This is a genomic window from Pseudomonas sp. DW-iso3 (assembly GCF_058725305.1).
In genome coordinates this window covers 170,186-186,272 of record NZ_JBZXDZ010000009.1, presented here as the reverse complement: position 1 = coordinate 186,272, position 16,087 = coordinate 170,186, and the positions used below count along the sequence as shown (strand labels likewise).

The window sequence follows — 16,087 nt, the reverse complement described above, 5'->3', positions numbered from 1 at the left end:
GCTAGAGTGGATCCAAACTACTGACTGTATTGCCGGTGTACGTCTTCTCAAAAGGAATGGGGGGCTTTTTTGACATGACCGGACAGGCCACGCTGGGGCTCTATGCGCTATTTGCTGATTTTTTTGTTGAGCGGGCTGCCGCTGTTCGCCAACGCCATCGAGTTCAACCAGAACACGCGAAGCCTGCCGTTGGGCCGAGCCATTCAAGTGCTCGAAGACCCGACCGATGCCCTCACCATCGCGGACGTCAGTGCGCCTTCCGCCACCCCGCAGTTCAAACCCCACGATAAAGACACCCTGAATGCCGGCTACTCGCGCTCGGTGTTCTGGCTCAAGGTCAATTTGCACTACCTGCCGACTCAGGCCGAAGCGCAGCGTACCTGGTTGCTGGAGCTGGCCTACCCGCCGCTCGACCATCTTGACCTGTACTTGCCGGACAGCAGCGGCACCTATCGCCTGGCGGGGCGCACGGGCGATGCGCTGCCGTTTTCCGCGCGTGAGATCCGCCAGAACAACTACCTGTTCAAGGTCGACTTCGCGCCGGGCGAGGCCAAGACCGTCTACCTGCGCCTGCAAAGCGAAGGCTCGATCCAGGCGCCGTTGACGCTCTGGTCCAGCACCGCCTACCTGGAGCAACAGCCGCTGCGCCTGTATGTGCTGGGCCTGATCTATGGCGTGCTGCTGGGGATGCTGGTCTACAACTTGTTCATCTACCTCAGCGTGCGCGACACCAGCTACCTCTATTACATCTTCTATATCGCCTCGTTTGGCATGTATCAGCTGTCGGTCAACGGCGCGGCGGTGGAGTATTTCTGGCCGAACAACCCCTGGTGGGCGAATGCCGCGACGCCGTTTCTGATTGGCTCGGCGGCGTTGTTTGGCAGCCTGTTTGCGCGCAGCTTTTTGCACACGGCCCAGCACAGTCGCTGGATCAACCGGCTGCTGCTGGCGCTGGTGGCCTGTGGCGGTGTGGTGATGCTGTTGTCATTGATGACCAGCTACGCCCTGGCGCTGCGCCTGGCTACCGGCTTGGCGCTGGTGTTTACCGTGACCATCTTCGTCGCCGCCATTAAGGCCTGGTACTGCGGGCAGCGGGTGGCGCGCTATTTCATCATCGCCTGGTCGGCGTTCCTGTTGGGCGGGGTGGTGAATACGTTGATGGTGCTGGGTTACTTGCCCAACGTATTCCTGACCATGTACGCCAGCCAGATCGGCTCGGCGATTGAAGTGGCGTTGCTGTCCCTGGCTCTGGCCGACCGCATCAATTCCATGCGCGAGCAACAGGCGCAGATCCTCTTCGATGCCAGCCAGAAACTCGAAGTGCTCAACCAGCAGTTGGCCCGCAGTAATCGGCTCAAGGATGAATTCCTCGCCACCCTGACCCACGAACTGCGAACGCCCATGAACGGCGTGATCGGCTCCCTCGAACTGATGCAGACCGTGCCCCTGGATGCGGACCTGGCGCAATACCATCAAACCGCCGCCGGTTCGGCGCGGGACATGATGCGCATGGTCAACGGCATCCTCACCCTCACCGAGCTGCAGGCTGGTCGCCTGAGTGCCCAGCCCCAGGTATTCAGCCTGCGCGGTACGCTCGACACCTTGCGCCAGCAATTCACCGCCAACGCCCAGAGTAAAGGCCTGGCGTTTTCCATCGACGTGGCGGACGAGTTGCCGGACCGCGTACTGGGTGACGCCGACAAACTGCTGCAGAGCCTGGATTGCCTGCTGGACAACGCCTTCAAATTTACCCACGAAGGCTCGGTGCGCCTGCGTGTGGTGGGTGTGCCCCAGAGTGACGGCGGTCTGCGTTTGAGCTTTATCGTCACCGACACCGGTATCGGCTTTGCTTTCCTCGACGAGGCGACCCTGTACCAGCGTTTCTTCCAGCTGGATGGCTCCACCACCCGCGAGTATGGCGGCCTGGGTATCGGCTTGGCGATCTGTCGGCAACTGATCGAGTTGCTGGGCGGGCGTCTCACCCATCATTCCGAACCGCGCAAAGGCAGTCGCTTCCAGCTGGAACTGGAAGTCAGCCCGGTAGCGTCAGACTCCAAGCCAGCGCCGGATCGGCAACGCGCGCCGCAGGAGTGTTCGGTGTTGTTGGTGGATGACAACAGCGTCGGCCAATTGGTCGTGCGCGGCATGCTGCTCAAGCTCGGTTACCGGGTAAAAACCGTGGACACGGGCCCGAACGCGTTGGCGGCTTTGCAAGCGGGGGATTTCGACGCCGTACTGTTGGATATTCCCGAAGGTGGTTTTTCGTTGTGCTGTCAGATCCGTGCACTGCCGGGCTGCGGCGAGTTGCCGGTAATCGCCCTGAGTACGTCGCTGAATGTGTCGGAGCGAGAGCGCTGTCATGGCATCGGCGTCTCTGAGCATCTGGTCAAACCTGTGCGTTTCGAGGCCTTGCAGGCGGTGTTGGAGCGTCGGTTGTTGTGTCCGGCAGAGGGTGAAAGCGCCGCGTATTCGGCGGGTATGCCACTTTTTTAAGCGTCGTAGCAGTGCTTAACTGAAAAAACCGGCCTCAATCGACGGGCACCGTGCAGGAGCGAGCTTCGATCGAAATGGGCCTTTTTCCAGGAGGCCCGTCATGAACCTGCATCAGTTTGCCGAAACCCACGACGTCACCAACCAGCCACCGTCCCTGGACGGCACCAACCTGTACCGTATCGATGTGCCCCTGCAGGAATGGTCGCGCCGCTTTGGTGCCGGCTGGGCGCAAGCGCGCATCAATGCCTATGGTGCGCTGGCCGGCGGGCCGCTGATGGAAGCCGGGTTCCTGGCGAATCAAAACAAACCGGTGTTCAGCAGCCATGATCGTTATGGTCATCGCATCGACCTGGTGGAGTTTCACCCGGCTTACCACGAATTGATGCGCACGGCCGTCGAACACGGTTTGCCTTCGCTGCCTTGGGCGCATCCGCAGTCCGGCGCCCATGTGGCCCGCGCCGCCATGACCTACCTGCACAGCCAGGCCGAAGCCGGCACCGGCTGCCCGCTGACCATGACGTTCGCCTGCGTACCGGCCCTGCGCCTGCAACCTGACCTGGCCGAGACCTGGCTGCCGAAAATCCTCAATACCCAATACGACCCGCGCAATGTCGGCATCGCCCACAAGGCTGGCGCCACGCTCGGCATGGCCATGACCGAGAAGCAGGGCGGCACCGACGTGCGCGCCAACACCACCCGCGCTTACCCCGTGGGCGCCGGTGGGCCGGGGCAAGCCTATGAACTGGTGGGCCACAAGTGGTTCTGCTCGGCACCGATGTGCGATGCCTTCCTGACGCTGGCGCAAACCGACAAGGGCCTGAGCTGTTTCCTGCTGCCCCGGCACCGCCCAGATGACACGCGCAACGAGTTCTACATCCAGCGCCTGAAAAACAAGCTCGGCAACTGCTCCAACGCCTCCAGCGAGGTGGAGTTCCGTGGTGCCCTGGCCTGGATGATTGGCGAAGAAGGTCGTGGCGTGCCGACCATCATCGAGATGGTCGCCATGACCCGCTTCGATTGCATGGTCGGCTCCAGCGCGTTGATGCGCCAGGCGCTGACCCAGGCCAGCCATCATTGTGCCCATCGTTCGGTGGGCGGCCGTGTACTCAGCGAACAGCCCTTGATGCAAAATGTGTTGGCGGACCTGGCGCTGGAAAGCGAGTCCGCTCTGGCCTTGAGCCTGCGCATGGGCCGGGCGCTGGACCATTTGGGGGATGAGCAGGAAGCCAAGTTCGCCCGGCTGGTGACGGCGGTGGGCAAGTATTGGATCTGCAAGCGTGCCCCGGCCATGATCAACGAAGCCGCCGAGTGCATGGGCGGTGCCGGGTATGTCGAGGACAGCATCCTGCCGCGCCTGTACCGTGAGGCACCGGTGAATTCGACGTGGGAAGGTTCCGGCAACGTGCAATGCCTGGACGTGCTGCGCGCATTGTCGAAAGAACCCGGCGTACTGGAAGCGCTGTTTGTCGAGTTGGGTGATGGGCATGGCGACCGGTTGCTGGCGCGGCATATCGAGCAGCTGAAAACGGCGTTCATGGACACCCAGGATATCCAGTACCGCGCTCGGCAACTCACCGAAGATATCGCAGTGGCGTTGCAGGCCAAGCTGTTACTGGAAGCCGGCAATGCGGCGGTCAGCGATGGGTTTATCGCCAGTCGATTGTGCGAAGCGTCCGGTCGGGTGTATGGCACCTTGCCGCGCGGTGTGGCGGTGGAGGCCATTGTGGCTCGCTCAACCCCGCAATCCCTCTGACTGAGCACGGTCCAAATGTGGGAGCTGACCCACCGCCCTCGCGGGCAAGCCCGGCTCCCACATTGATCGCATTCCAGCTGAGATAAGGGCAAGATAAAGGCCTGCACGTCAGAACACAGGATGCTTACCGTGACCGAAGCTTTTGTTGTCGTTCAAACCGCCGAAGAAGCCGTGGATCGGCTGGCGGCCCTGCATGAGCGTGCCACCGGTGCGCTCAATCAGGCCCTCAAGCAATACCTCAAGGACCGCGTCGAGCCCGACGCCGAACAACGTGCGCTGTTTCGCTATCCGGAACTGCGCCTGACCTACCACTGCCACGGCGAAGTCCCACAGACCACCCGGGCGTATGCCAAGGTTCAGCTGCCGGGGACCTACAGCGTTACCGTCACCCATCCTGCGGCGTTCCGTAAATACCTGCTGGAGCAACTGGTGCCGCTGATGCATGACTTCACCGTGACGGTGGAAGTCGGTGTCAGCCAGCAGAATATCCCGTATCCCTACGTGGTGGAGCAGGGCGATGAACTGGCTGGCTCCGGCGTGACCGCGGCGACCCTGGCTCGCGTATTCCCGAGCACCGACCTGTCGGCCGCCACCGACGGCATCGCCGATGGCCTGTATGACTGGGAAAACACCGATCCGCTCCCTCTGGCGCTGTTCGATGCGGCACGCGTGGACTTTTCCCTGCGCCGCCTGGTGCACTACACCGGCAGCGACTGGCGCCATGTGCAGCCGTGGATCCTGCTGACCAACTACCACCGTTATGTCGACCAGTTCATCCTGCATGGTCTGGAGCAACTGCGCAGCGATCCGCGTTTTATCCGCATGGTGTTGCCGGGCAACGTGGTGATCGACAAGAGCATGGACCACGGCGAAGCCTCCGCCATTGCCGCAGGCGTGGTGTGGCACCGCTACCAGATGCCGGCCTACCACCTGCAGGCGGCCGACGGCCACGGCGTGACCCTGGTGAACATTGGCGTTGGCCCTTCCAACGCGAAGAACATCACCGACCACCTGGCTGTGCTGCGCCCACATTGCTGGCTGATGATCGGCCACTGCGGCGGCTTGCGCCAATCCCAGACCATTGGCGATTACGTGCTGGCCCACGCTTACATGCGCCGCGACGGGATTCTCGACCGCGTAGTGCCGCCGAACATCCCGATCCCGGCCCTGGCCGAAGTACAGATGGCCTTGCAGCAAGCGGCGGCCAACGTCACCGGCGAAAAGGGTGAAGAGCTGAAAAAACGCCTGCGCACGGGCACCGTGCTGACCTACGACGACCGCAACTGGGAACTGCGCTGGGCTCAGGAACGGCCGCTGATCAACCTGTCCCGCGCCGTGGCCGTGGACATGGAAAGTGGCACCATCGCCGCCCAGGGTTATCGCCTGCGGGTGCCATACGGCACTTTGCTGTGCGTATCGGACAAGCCGCTGCACAGCGAAATCAAGCTGCCAGGTTCAGCCAACGCCTTCTATGAGCGCGCGGTGAGCCAGCACTTGAAGATCGGCATCGAGGCGGTGGATTTGCTGCGCACCGAACTCAACTCGCTGCACTCGCGCAAACTGCGCAGCTTCGACGAGCCGCCATTCCGCTAAGCGGTTGGGATGGTCATTTAACGGTCAGGCCACTAGCATTGTCGGTCCTGACCGTTAGATGTTCCTTTGCCATGTCGCGTCCCACCCGTCCCGATTCTCGCCGCCCCGGCGTGAAACCTCCGTATTCCGCAGCGCGGCGTGTCGCCAAGGCGCTACCGGCCGAGCCGAAATTGATCCTGTTCAATAAACCCTTTGACGTACTGACCCAGTTCAGCGACGAAGGCGGGCGTGCGACCCTCAAGGATTTCATCGCCATCCCCGGCATCTATCCGGCGGGCCGCCTGGACCGTGACAGCGAAGGCCTGTTGCTGCTGACCAACGATGGCCAGTTGCAGGCGCGCATTGCCGACCCCAAGCACAAGCTGGCGAAAACCTACTGGGTGCAGGTGGAAGGCGAACCGACGGAAGAGCAACTGCAACGCCTGCGCGATGGTGTCGAGTTGAATGACGGCAAGACGTTGCCTGCCCAAGCGCGGCAGTTGGATGAGCCCCAGTTATGGCCGCGCAACCCGCCTGTGCGCTTTCGCAAAAACATACCGACTTACTGGCTTGAATTGGTGATTCGCGAGGGACGTAACCGCCAGGTACGGCGCATGACCGCCGCCGTGGGGTTGCCCACCTTGCGCCTAGTGCGCGTGCGCATTGGCGATTGGACGATCGACGGCCTGGATCAAGGCCAGTGGAAGGAAGTGCCGGCGCGCTTATAAGGCGCCGGACTCGATCAGGCCGATCACCACGCTCTTGATGATGAACGCGGCCACGCCCAGGCCCAAGACGAAGAACAGGATGAAAGAGCCAAAGCGCCCGGCCTTGGACTTCTTCGCCAGGTCCCAGACGATAAAGCCCATGAAAATGATCAGCAGGGTGACCAGACCGGTCATCATCCATTCTTCAAACAGGGCGGGGTCGATGTTGTTCATTAGGGCGTTCCAGCAGGGCAGGCGGGCAGTATACGGCAGCGTTACAGACGCAACATTGACCTGGATCGAAGTGCGTCCAACTGTGAGAGCGGGTTTGCTCGCGAATGCGGTGGGTCAGTCACCTATTCATCAACTGACAGACCGCATTCGCGAGCAAGCCCGCTCCCACAGGGGATCTACAGTGTTCTTGAAATCAGGTGCGCAGGTGCGTCAGCGGCAATTCGGTGCTGTTAAGCACCTGGTTCAGCACAAAGCTTGACCGCACACTGGTCACACCTTCAATGCGGGTCAGATGCCCCAGCAGCAACTTCTGGTAGTGATCCATGTCCGGCACCACCACTTTCAACTGATAGTCCGCATCCATCCCGGTGACCAAACTGCATTCCAGCACTTGGGGCAGGGTGCGGATCGCCGCTTCAAAGTTCTCGAAACGCTCCGGGGTGTGGCGGTCCATGCCGATCAGCACATAGGCGGTGAGGCTCAGGCCGAGCATCTTGCGGTCGAGTAACGCGACCTGGCGAGCGATGTAGCCATCGTCTTCCAACTGCTTGACCCGGCGCGAGCACGGCGACGGCGACAAGCCGATGCGTTCGGCCAACTCCTGGTTGGAGATCCTCGCATCACGTTGCAATTCCGCCAAAATACTCAGGTCGTATCGGTCAAGCTTGCTCATTGGGTTAGCCTTTGTCGTAACTATTGCGGCGAATTATCCATGAAGGGTTAAAAATTGCGCAAGCACTGTTTATTGACGCAATCTTCGCAATCATCTGCCGGGCGTTGACGGGTATCTTTATCAACAGAATCACCGCCTGGACAACAGTCCACTTGCAGCGAGCCCAATCAGGCCCGCTGCGGCCGCCACCCCAGCAGGGTTGAGCCGGCCTCCAGGCTGCACACTGTCCACAAGACGGCGTGAGGTGAGCCAACGCCAAAAGCGTTGAGCCAGGACGAAATTCTCAAGGGGTGGCCGACGGGTCACCCCTTTTCTTTTGCCTGCTGATAACCTGTCCGCGAACCGGGCCTGGCTTTTCCAGTCTCATGGACAGGCCCTAATCCGCAGTGAGGAATAGCATGAAGCGCATCTGGCGTATGGCAGGTGTAGGTTTGCTGATGGTCACCGTTGGCGCCCAGGCAGTGGCCGAGGAGCGTGACAACGGGCCGCGCGGTGACGGCGGTGGACAGCACGAAAGAGGGCCGGAGGGCGGACGGCCAGGGGGGAATGAACAGCCGCGCCCGCAGAATAACCCCTCGCGTCCACAGAACAACCAGCCTCGGCCGGAAAACAATCAGCCACGCCCGCAGAATCAGCATTTTGATCGAGGTGGCCAGAACAGTGGCGGCCAATGGCAGGGGCACCCCCAAGGTAACGAGCAGGGGCGGCCGCAGCCACAACCACAACCCTCGAATAACCTGCCGATCCAGAGTCGCCCCGACACCGTGCGCCAGACCCAGGAACCGCGCCAGGGCTACTACCGCGACATCCCTCGACGCAATGACGGCAACCCGCACTGGGAAGCCGGCGGCCCGGGCTCGCGTCCCGGCGACAACCGCTGGCCCGGTCGTCCCGACGGCCATGGCAACGGCTGGGGCCCAGGCCCGCAACATCGCCCCGGCTACGTGATCGACCGCTTCCCCGACCGCAATTACCGCGTGCCTTACCGTGGCCAGGATTACTTCTACTCCGGTGGCTATTGGTACCGTCCACAAGGCCCGCGCTATGTGGTGGTGACGCCGCCTTACGGCATCCGCGTGCATTACCTGCCGGACTACGCCCGTGAAGTGTGGGTGGGCGGCGCGCTGTTCTTCCTCGCCGCTGGCGCCTATTACACCTACGAAAGCAGCTCCCAGCAGTATGTGGTGGTGCAACCGCCAGCCGCCGTGCCTGCACCGCAGCCCGCGCCGCAAGGCAATGGCTATGACGTGGTGGCGTATCCGGCCAACGGCCAGTCACCGGCGCAGGTACAACAGGACGGTTATGACTGTTATCGCTGGGCCGTTCAGCAGAGCGGCTTCGACCCGCAGCAAGTCACCTACGCCCCCGACCCTGCGGTGGTGCAAACCTACCGCCAGGCCCAGGGCAACTGCCTGAGCAGCCGTGGTTATCAGGTGCAGTACTAGGTTTTATTGCCCGTGACCACTTCCCGCGGGTCGGCGTGCACCAGTACTTCGGCACGCGGGTAAGCCTTGTGAATGGCATCGGCGGCCTGGTCGCTGATGCCATGGGCCACTGACAGCGTCAATTCCCCCGGCAATTCCAGGTGCAGCTGCACAAACCAATGGCTGCCGGAAATCCGCGTGCGCAAATCATGTGCACCCAATACGCCCGGTACGCCGCGGGCCAGTTCCAGCATGTGCTGGCTGACGTCCGGCGGCAGTTCCTCATCCATCAACACCGCGAAGCTTTCCCGGGCGATCTGGATCGCGCTCCACAAGATGTAGGCGGCAATCCCCAGGCCGAACCAAGCGTCCACCTGATGGTAGCCAAAACCTGCCACCACCAGCGCCACCAGGATGCTGCCGTTGAGCATCAGGTCCGAGCGGTAGTGCAGTGAGTCCGCGCGCACGGCGTTGGAGCCGGTTTCACGGATCACCCGGTGCTGCAGCATCAATAAGGCTACTGTCAGCACCAGGGAAAACACGATCACACCAATGCTCAACCACGGCGCGCCCACAGGTTCCGGGTGTTGCAAGCGCTCGTAGGCCTGGAGCGCGATCAACACCGCACTGCCGCCGATAAACAGCGCCTGTGCCATGCCTGCCAGCGACTCGGCCTTGCCATGCCCATAACGGTGATCGTCATCGGCCGGGCGCAGCGCGTAATGCACCGCGAGCAGGTTCAGCAGTGAGGTCACGCCGTCCAGCAGCGAGTCGGTCAACCCGGCGAGCATGCTCACCGAGCCGCTGAACCACCAGGCGATGGACTTGGTGATAATCAACGCACAGGCCACACCCACCGAAGCGCGAGTGGCCAGGCGCAAGAGCCTGGCGTGTTCGGGACTGCTGGTCATAGGCGGGTCGAATCCTTAGGCAGCGGGTTGCAGGCCCAGGCTGGCGAGCTGTTGTACGCTGCCCTTGAACTGGATCATTCGCGGGTCGTCCAGCGGCAGGCTGCGGCCGGTTTCTTTCTGGATGATGCTTTGCAGCTTGGCGTTGTCGACCTTGCCGTCGGCGCCAATGGCTTCGTGGAGTTTTTGCGGATCGACCTGGGCGGTCTTGCCCGGTTCGAAGTAGATAGCGCCAGTGGCGAAGTCCACGCCGAACGCGATCAGGCCGGGGATCACATAGAACAGCAGGCCCACTGCATCGAGCACGGCAATGGTCGGGTCGATCTTGCCGTCGATCTGGCCACGGCGGTCCGGGTAGAAGATCGAACCGCAGGCCGTCAATTGGCTCAGCAGGGTGACGGCGAGAACACCGCCAATGACACGGGAAGCGATACGCATAACATTCTCCTGAACACGATTGATACGGGACTATATGACAATACTGCCGAGCAACACCGCTCTAATGTGGGGGCTGACTTGCCTGCGATGGCACCCCCTCGGCTTATTTGAAAGACCGAGTTGTCAGTATCGCAGGCGAGCCAGCTCCCACCTTTGATTCGTAGCCAGGCGCAGCTGGTGGTGTTTTTCAGACCAGCGTCGGCATCCGGCAGTTCGCCGTTATACTCGCCGCTCTGCTTTGGAGCCAGTATGAATTCGTTGCCGATTGATGAAGTTTTACCCGCACTGCGTGACGCCTTGGCGAATCGCCATGAAGCCGTGCTGGAAGCGCCCCCCGGCGCCGGTAAAACTACCCGCGTGCCCTTGGCCTTGTTGAACGAGCCCTGGCTGGCCGGGCAGACCATCCTGATGCTCGAACCCCGTCGTCTCGCAGCCCGCGCGGCGGCCGAGCGTCTGGCCAGCGAGTTGGGTGAAAAAGTCGGTGAAACCGTCGGCTATCGCATTCGTCTGGACAGCAAGGTCGGCCCGAATACGCGCATCGAAGTGGTCACCGAAGGCATCCTCACCCGCCGCCTGCAGGACGATCCGGCGCTGGACGGCGTGGGCCTGCTGATCTTCGATGAGTTTCACGAGCGCAGCCTCGACGCCGACCTGGCGCTGGCCTTGAGCCTGAACGGCCGCGAACTCTTTCGCGATGATCAACCGCTGAAAATCCTGTTGATGTCTGCCACCCTCGAAGGCGAACGCCTGGCCGGGCTGCTGGACAACGCGCCAATACTGCGCAGCGAAGGGCGCATGTTCCCGGTGCAGATGCGCTGGGGCCGCCCCTACCAACCCGGTGAATTCATCGAACCGCGTGTGGTGCAGACTGTCCTCGACGCCCTGCAAGACGAAACCGGCAGCGTGCTGGTGTTCCTGCCGGGGCAGGCGGAGATTCGCCGGGTCAACCAGCAACTGGCTGACGCCCTCGGCGAGCGCGCGGATGTGGTGTTGTGCCCGCTGCATGGCGAACTGGACCTCAACGCTCAACGCGCCGCCATCGACCCGGCGCCCGTCGGCAAACGCAAGGTCGTGCTGGCGACCAACATTGCCGAGACCAGCCTCACCATCAACGGCGTGCGCGTCGTGATCGACGCCGGGTTGGCGCGGGTGCCGCGTTTCGACCCCGGAAGCGGCATGACCCGCCTCGATACCCAGCGCATTTCCCGCGCCAGCGCCACCCAGCGCGCCGGTCGAGCAGGGCGCCTGGAGCCGGGCGTGTGTTATCGCCTGTGGTCCGAAGACCAACACGAAGGCCTGGCCGCCTACGGCAGTGCGGAAATCCTCGCCGCCGACCTGGCCGGCCTGGCTTTGCAACTGGCGCGCTGGGGCGTCACGCCCACTCAGTTGGTCTGGCTGGATGTGCCGCCGACGGCGGCGTATGCCCAGGCCCAGGATCTGCTGGGGCGCCTCGGTGCGTTGGATGAAGAAAAACTCACCGCTTACGGGCAGAAGATGGCCGAGTTGCCGGCCCATCCGCGTATCGCCCATCTGCTGCTGCGCGGGCAGGCTCTTGGGTTGGCGGCGACGGCATGCGATGTGGCGGCCCTGCTGGGAGAGCGCGACATCTTGCGCGGTGGCGGTGCGGATTTGCACAGTCGATTGGCGCTGTTGTCCGGCGAAGAGCGTGCACGCGGCACTCAAGGCGGTATACAGCGGGCCAAGCAACTGGCGCGACAATACCGTGGCTACCTAAGAGGCCAGGCCACACAACCCGTTGCCGACCCCGATCACCCACGCTGGCTCGGTGCCTTGCTGGCACTGGCCTACCCGGATCGCGTCGCCCAGCAGCGTCGCCCCGGCGGTGCCGAGTACCGCCTGGCCAACGGCCGCGCCGCGCTGTTCGCGGAGGCTGACAGCCTGATGAAACAGGCTTGGCTGGTGATCGCCGACCTGGGTAGCCGCCAGGGCCAGCGTGAAGAACGTATCTACTTGGCGGCGGATTTCGACCCGGCGCTGTTCGACACGGTGCTGGCCGAGCAAGTGCGCAACGTCGACCAACTCGATTGGGACGAACGCGAAGGCGTACTGCGCGCCGAACGCCAACGCAAAGTCGGCGAACTGGTGCTCAGCCGCGAACCGCTGACTGGCCTCGACGAATCCGCCCGCAGCCAGGCGCTGGTCAACCTGGTACGCCGCAAAGGCCTGGAACTGCTGCCGTGGACGCCAGAACTGCGGCAATGGCAGGCTCGGGTCATGTTGTTGCGCCAACTCGACGCCGGCAAAACCAGCGAATGGCCCGACCTCAGTGACAAGGCGTTGCTCGCCAGCCTTGAACACTGGCTGATGCCCTACCTGGGCAAAGTCTCGCGTCTGAGCCATTTCGCCAACCTGGATATCTCCAGCTTCCTGCACAACCTGCTGCCCTGGCCACTGCCCCAACGTTTGGACGAACTGGCGCCACAGCATGTGAAAGTGCCGTCGGGCTCATCGGTGCGTTTGGACTACAGCGAACAGCCGCCGATCCTGGCGGTGCGCTTGCAGGAATTGTTCGGGCTGGCCGACACCCCGCGCATTGCCAGCGGGCGCCTGGCCGTGAAGTTGCACCTGTTGTCCCCGGCGCGGCGGCCGGTGCAGGTCACGCAAGACCTGGCGAACTTCTGGCGCAGTACCTATGCCGAGGTGAAGAAGGATTTGAAAGGGCGCTACCCCAAGCACTACTGGCCGGATGACCCGTTGGTGGCCGAAGCGACGGCCCGAATCAAACCCAGAAAGCCTTGAATGTAAGTAACTCCCCCAGTCGTTTTGATGACTGGGGGGTTACCTGAACGCGTTGAATCAGAGCAAGGAGGTTGTCTTGAAGGGCTTAAAGCGCTTCAAGCGCCCTGTCAAATTGCTTATGCGCGTTTGGCAACGATGTGCTCGATTGGGCGCGGATGCCGCAGGTGTACTCGATGAACGAATGCCCGGCGGTTTCAGACTGGGCAATATTGTAGTTCTGAAAGGGCAGCATGGCCCTGCGCACCGGGGATTGATCCAGGATGTTCTTGAATGTGGTGCTCGCGTCATCAGCGATCCACAGCCTTCTTACTTTACCCTGTTGGTTGCCATCGATGAATTTATGCCGGGCATGCAGGACCCGCAGGTTATCCATCACCAGAATGTCCCTGGCTCAAGGCTGACAGGGGCAATGTAACGCTCGTTGGTGGAGTAGTGGGTCTGGATGTATTTAAACGCCGCGTTGGCCCATTCAGGAATAAACGCAGTGCTGTCATACCGGTAGCGAATTCTTAAATTTTCGCCAAGCAGGGCAACCACTGTGTTGTACACCCCGAACAGGAGGTTTGAGACTCCCGCTGCACTACCCAACGTCCTTTCGTTCATGGCAACCATCCCTATGAATTTGACGCCAGCCTGCTCGCCGATCACCTGGCTCAATACAACCTGCCGTTGATTCAGTTCGCAGCGCCGGCAGGTGTTACCAAAGGCATCGCTGCCTTGCAGGGCAAGGAGCAGGAATTTCGCGATGGGCTGCGCGAGGCGGCCCGCTATGCGAAGGCGCTGAACTGCTCGGATGTGCACATCATGTCTGGCGTGACCACACCCCAGGATGAGAGCGCGCCTGCCTACGTAAGTAACCTGGAATACGCGGTCAAGTACCTCGAAGATCAGGGTTTGCGCGCGCTTATTGAAGTGATCTGCCCGCAGGCGATGCCAGGCTATTACATGTCTGACTTCAGCAAGGCGCAACAGGTGCTGGAAACCTTTACGAGTGTCGGGCTGATTCTGGATCTTTACCATGCCCAGCTTTTGACCGGCGACGCAGCCGGGGTGTTGGCGCAGTTTTACGACAGGACCGTCCATGTACAAATCGCCGACAACCCGGGGCGTCATGAGCCGGGCACCGGAACCATGGACTTTGCCGCGTTGTTCGCGGCGCTTGAGCAGCGTGGCTACCGAGGATGGATCGGCTGTGAATACCGCCCATCCGGCACCACGGTTGAAAGCCTTGAGTGGCTTAAGCCGCTGCGGGCCTAGGTGTTGAAACCCTAGGGGCTATTGTGCGGCAGGCAGCAGGAAGCGGGCGATCACCGGCAGGTGGTTGGAAATACGTAACGTATCCTCCTGGCGCACCTTGGCCTCCACCCGTTTGATCCGCGGGCTGTAGAACAGGTAATCCAGCGTACGGTCCGGCCCGTCCACGCTCGGGTCGTTGGGGAAATTCGTCAGCCATTTCTCACGATCAATCCCGCTGGATTGGCTGTTGCTCGGGATCATCGGGTATTTGTCCCACAGCAGATGCAGCTCGCTGTCCGGCGAATATTGCCCGCGTTTGGTGGCGTCCAGGCGAAGGAATTGGCCCAGTGGCAGCAGGTTGAAGTCCCCACCGATCAGCCAGGGCGTGCCACGGCCTTCAAATTTATCCAGCAATTTGACCGTGGTCTGGACCTGCTCCATCACCGCGCTGCGGCCAGGGGCATCACCGTCCATGCGAGTGTTGAGCACCGCGAGTTGTCCGCCGTCGCTCAGGGGCAGGTAGGTCAACAGCAAGGCAGGCTTGGGTTGAAACTGGCGACTCAGGATGTTGGCCTCGGGCGCCGGCAGCTGCAGGCGTTCGGCGTGTTCGATCTGGTAACGGCTGAGGGTCGCCAGTTTGCGGCCCACGCTGCCGAAGATGTGCAGGTTTGGCACGAAGTCGGCTTTCCAGTCGAAGGCCTGGGCGCTGCACGGGTAGAGATCGACCAGGCGCTCTTGCAGCAGGGCCAGTTGGTCCTGGTAGTGGGACGGCTTGGCGTTTTCGTCGAGCTCCTGCAGCAGCAGGATGTCGGGCTGTTCGTCGCGGATGACCCGCGCCACTTCGTCGAGGCTGGCGGCCATGTCTTCTACGGTGGGGCGGTCGTCGGGGCCGCTGCCGTCGAAGGTGTCGTACCAGAACACATAATTTTTGCCGGCCAGGTATTGCACGTTCCAGGTCATGACCTTGAGCGCTTGCCCCGGCAACAGCGTGGGCGCACGCGGCGCGACGCAGCTCACCGGCAGGGTTTCCTTCGCCTCGGGGCGCCAGGTCAGGCTGTAGATCAGGGCGGTCAGCAGGCCTGCGATGATCAGCAGGCCCAGCAAGGTGATGCGCAATAAACGGGTCATTGGCTCGGCTTATAGCGTTTCAGAGGTGGCACGGAGCATATCACCGCGCGTCGGCATCGCCACCGATCAACATGAATAAACGGAACAGCACCACGCTGGTAAACAGCTGCAGAAAGCTGTGGGCGCTGTCCAGTAGCAGCCCCAGCAGCGGCGCAGGCGTTGGATAGGCCGCAACGCTGGCGCCTTTGAGCAACCACAGTGGCGTCATCACGCACAGCAGGCACACCAGGATCAGCCAGAAATGCCCACGGCTCAGACGGAAACTTTCCTTCATCGCCTCCAACGCCGGCATGCCACGCAGCACCAGCAGGTATTCGGCAAATGCCAGCACCACCATCAGCCACAGCCCCGGCAGGAAATACAGCGACAGCCCCAGCAGAATCAGCAGCGTGCTCATCGCGGTCAGCAGGGCAAAGCGCGGCCACAGAGTAAGGGCCATGGCCCAGACATCTTTAGTGCCCGGCGACTCGCCACGGGTGCGAGCATCCAGAAACAGGATCAATGCGCCGGTGTACAGCGGGTACACCAGCAACCCCACCACCACGCTGTAGCCGGGAAACGCATCCGGGCCGACGACATGGTTGAGCACCTGTTGCAGCAGGGCTTCGAAAATCACCAATGGCAGACACAGCTGGACGATGGCGCCCAGGTTGCGTTGGGTGAAACGGAAGGAGTCGCGCAGCACGTCTAACGGATTCATCAAGTTCATCGCAGGCCTGAAAGCAAGGGCAACACTTTAACCGATCATTACCGGAGGTAAG

At 61.9% G+C, this 16,087-nt stretch carries 14 protein-coding genes and 1 pseudogene; 7 read left to right on the top strand and 8 right to left on the bottom strand.

The features are described from left to right. Positions 1 to 102: 102 nt before the first annotated feature. From AC4PS7_RS24980 to AC4PS7_RS24965, 4 genes are all read left to right on the top strand, one after another. Positions 103 to 2,493 carry a hybrid sensor histidine kinase/response regulator gene (locus tag AC4PS7_RS24980; RefSeq protein ID WP_044287936.1) on the top strand — a complete coding sequence of 797 codons (2,391 nt, stop codon included), beginning with the start codon at positions 103 to 105 and terminating at the stop codon, positions 2,491 to 2,493. A 100-nt stretch (positions 2,494 to 2,593) separates the two neighbouring features. Then, positions 2,594 to 4,246 (top strand): acyl-CoA dehydrogenase family protein, encoded by a 1,653-nt coding sequence (locus tag AC4PS7_RS24975; protein ID WP_187517160.1) that lies wholly within the window; start codon positions 2,594 to 2,596, stop codon positions 4,244 to 4,246. Between the two features lie 120 nt (positions 4,247 to 4,366). Then, a complete protein-coding gene (gene amn, locus AC4PS7_RS24970; RefSeq protein WP_162098509.1) occupies positions 4,367 to 5,839 on the top strand; it encodes an AMP nucleosidase in 1,473 nt (490 codons plus the stop codon). A 71-nt stretch (positions 5,840 to 5,910) separates the two neighbouring features. Continuing rightward, positions 5,911 to 6,546, top strand: coding sequence for a pseudouridine synthase (locus tag AC4PS7_RS24965; protein ID WP_241912289.1), 636 nt, complete (start codon positions 5,911 to 5,913; stop codon positions 6,544 to 6,546). Here the strand turns inward: AC4PS7_RS24965 and AC4PS7_RS24960 are convergent. Both AC4PS7_RS24960 and AC4PS7_RS24955 read right to left on the bottom strand, forming a co-directional pair. Next, complete coding sequence (locus AC4PS7_RS24960) at positions 6,541 to 6,750, bottom strand: DUF2788 domain-containing protein (RefSeq protein WP_025858220.1); 210 nt, start codon at positions 6,748 to 6,750, stop codon at positions 6,541 to 6,543. The two genes, AC4PS7_RS24965 and AC4PS7_RS24960, sit on opposite strands and share 6 nt — an antisense overlap. Before the next feature lie 202 nt (positions 6,751 to 6,952). Further along, the gene (locus AC4PS7_RS24955; RefSeq protein ID WP_003194418.1) at positions 6,953 to 7,432 is read right to left on the bottom strand and encodes an Lrp/AsnC family transcriptional regulator; all 480 of its coding nucleotides are present in this window, start codon (positions 7,430 to 7,432) and stop codon (positions 6,953 to 6,955) included. Between the two features lie 398 nt (positions 7,433 to 7,830). On the opposite strand from AC4PS7_RS24955, the gene AC4PS7_RS24950 reads away from it, so the two are divergent. Then, positions 7,831 to 8,877 carry a DUF6515 family protein gene (locus tag AC4PS7_RS24950; RefSeq protein ID WP_045791594.1) on the top strand — a complete coding sequence of 349 codons (1,047 nt, stop codon included), beginning with the start codon at positions 7,831 to 7,833 and terminating at the stop codon, positions 8,875 to 8,877. On the opposite strand, the gene AC4PS7_RS24945 is transcribed toward AC4PS7_RS24950, so the two are convergent. Both AC4PS7_RS24945 and AC4PS7_RS24940 read right to left on the bottom strand, forming a co-directional pair. After that, positions 8,874 to 9,767 (bottom strand): cation diffusion facilitator family transporter, encoded by an 894-nt coding sequence (locus AC4PS7_RS24945; RefSeq protein WP_010206752.1) that lies wholly within the window; start codon positions 9,765 to 9,767, stop codon positions 8,874 to 8,876. The two genes, AC4PS7_RS24950 and AC4PS7_RS24945, sit on opposite strands and share 4 nt — an antisense overlap. A 15-nt stretch (positions 9,768 to 9,782) precedes the next feature. Then, positions 9,783 to 10,202: a hypothetical protein gene (locus AC4PS7_RS24940; protein ID WP_010206751.1), complete on the bottom strand. Its 420-nt coding sequence runs from the start codon at positions 10,200 to 10,202 to the stop codon at positions 9,783 to 9,785. Between the two features lie 249 nt (positions 10,203 to 10,451). On the opposite strand from AC4PS7_RS24940, the gene hrpB reads away from it, so the two are divergent. After that, the gene (gene hrpB / locus AC4PS7_RS24935) at positions 10,452 to 12,962 is read left to right on the top strand and encodes an ATP-dependent helicase HrpB (RefSeq protein ID WP_492179814.1); all 2,511 of its coding nucleotides are present in this window, start codon (positions 10,452 to 10,454) and stop codon (positions 12,960 to 12,962) included. Between the two features lie 85 nt (positions 12,963 to 13,047). On the opposite strand, the gene AC4PS7_RS24930 is transcribed toward hrpB, so the two are convergent. Both AC4PS7_RS24930 and AC4PS7_RS24925 read right to left on the bottom strand, forming a co-directional pair. After that, complete coding sequence (locus tag AC4PS7_RS24930) at positions 13,048 to 13,338, bottom strand: hypothetical protein (protein ID WP_233094772.1); 291 nt, start codon at positions 13,336 to 13,338, stop codon at positions 13,048 to 13,050. Then, positions 13,335 to 13,619 (bottom strand): hypothetical protein, encoded by a 285-nt coding sequence (locus tag AC4PS7_RS24925; protein ID WP_233094773.1) that lies wholly within the window; start codon positions 13,617 to 13,619, stop codon positions 13,335 to 13,337. Before AC4PS7_RS24925 ends, AC4PS7_RS24930 begins: the two co-directional genes overlap by 4 nt. On the opposite strand from AC4PS7_RS24925, the pseudogene AC4PS7_RS24920 reads away from it, so the two are divergent. Then, positions 13,575 to 14,219, top strand: a pseudogene (locus AC4PS7_RS24920) (hydroxypyruvate isomerase family protein); the annotation flags it as partial. The gene AC4PS7_RS24925 and the pseudogene AC4PS7_RS24920 sit on opposite strands and share 45 nt — an antisense overlap. An 18-nt stretch (positions 14,220 to 14,237) precedes the next feature. Here AC4PS7_RS24920 and AC4PS7_RS24915 read toward each other — a convergent pair. Together AC4PS7_RS24915 and AC4PS7_RS24910 are read right to left on the bottom strand one after the other, a co-directional pair. Further along, positions 14,238 to 15,326, bottom strand: a complete 1,089-nt coding sequence (locus tag AC4PS7_RS24915) for an endonuclease/exonuclease/phosphatase family protein (protein WP_021492960.1) — start codon at positions 15,324 to 15,326, stop codon at positions 14,238 to 14,240. A 40-nt stretch (positions 15,327 to 15,366) separates the two neighbouring features. Then, positions 15,367 to 16,026, bottom strand: a complete 660-nt coding sequence (locus AC4PS7_RS24910) for a YciC family protein (RefSeq protein WP_010206746.1) — start codon at positions 16,024 to 16,026, stop codon at positions 15,367 to 15,369. Positions 16,027 to 16,087 lie beyond the last annotated feature (61 nt).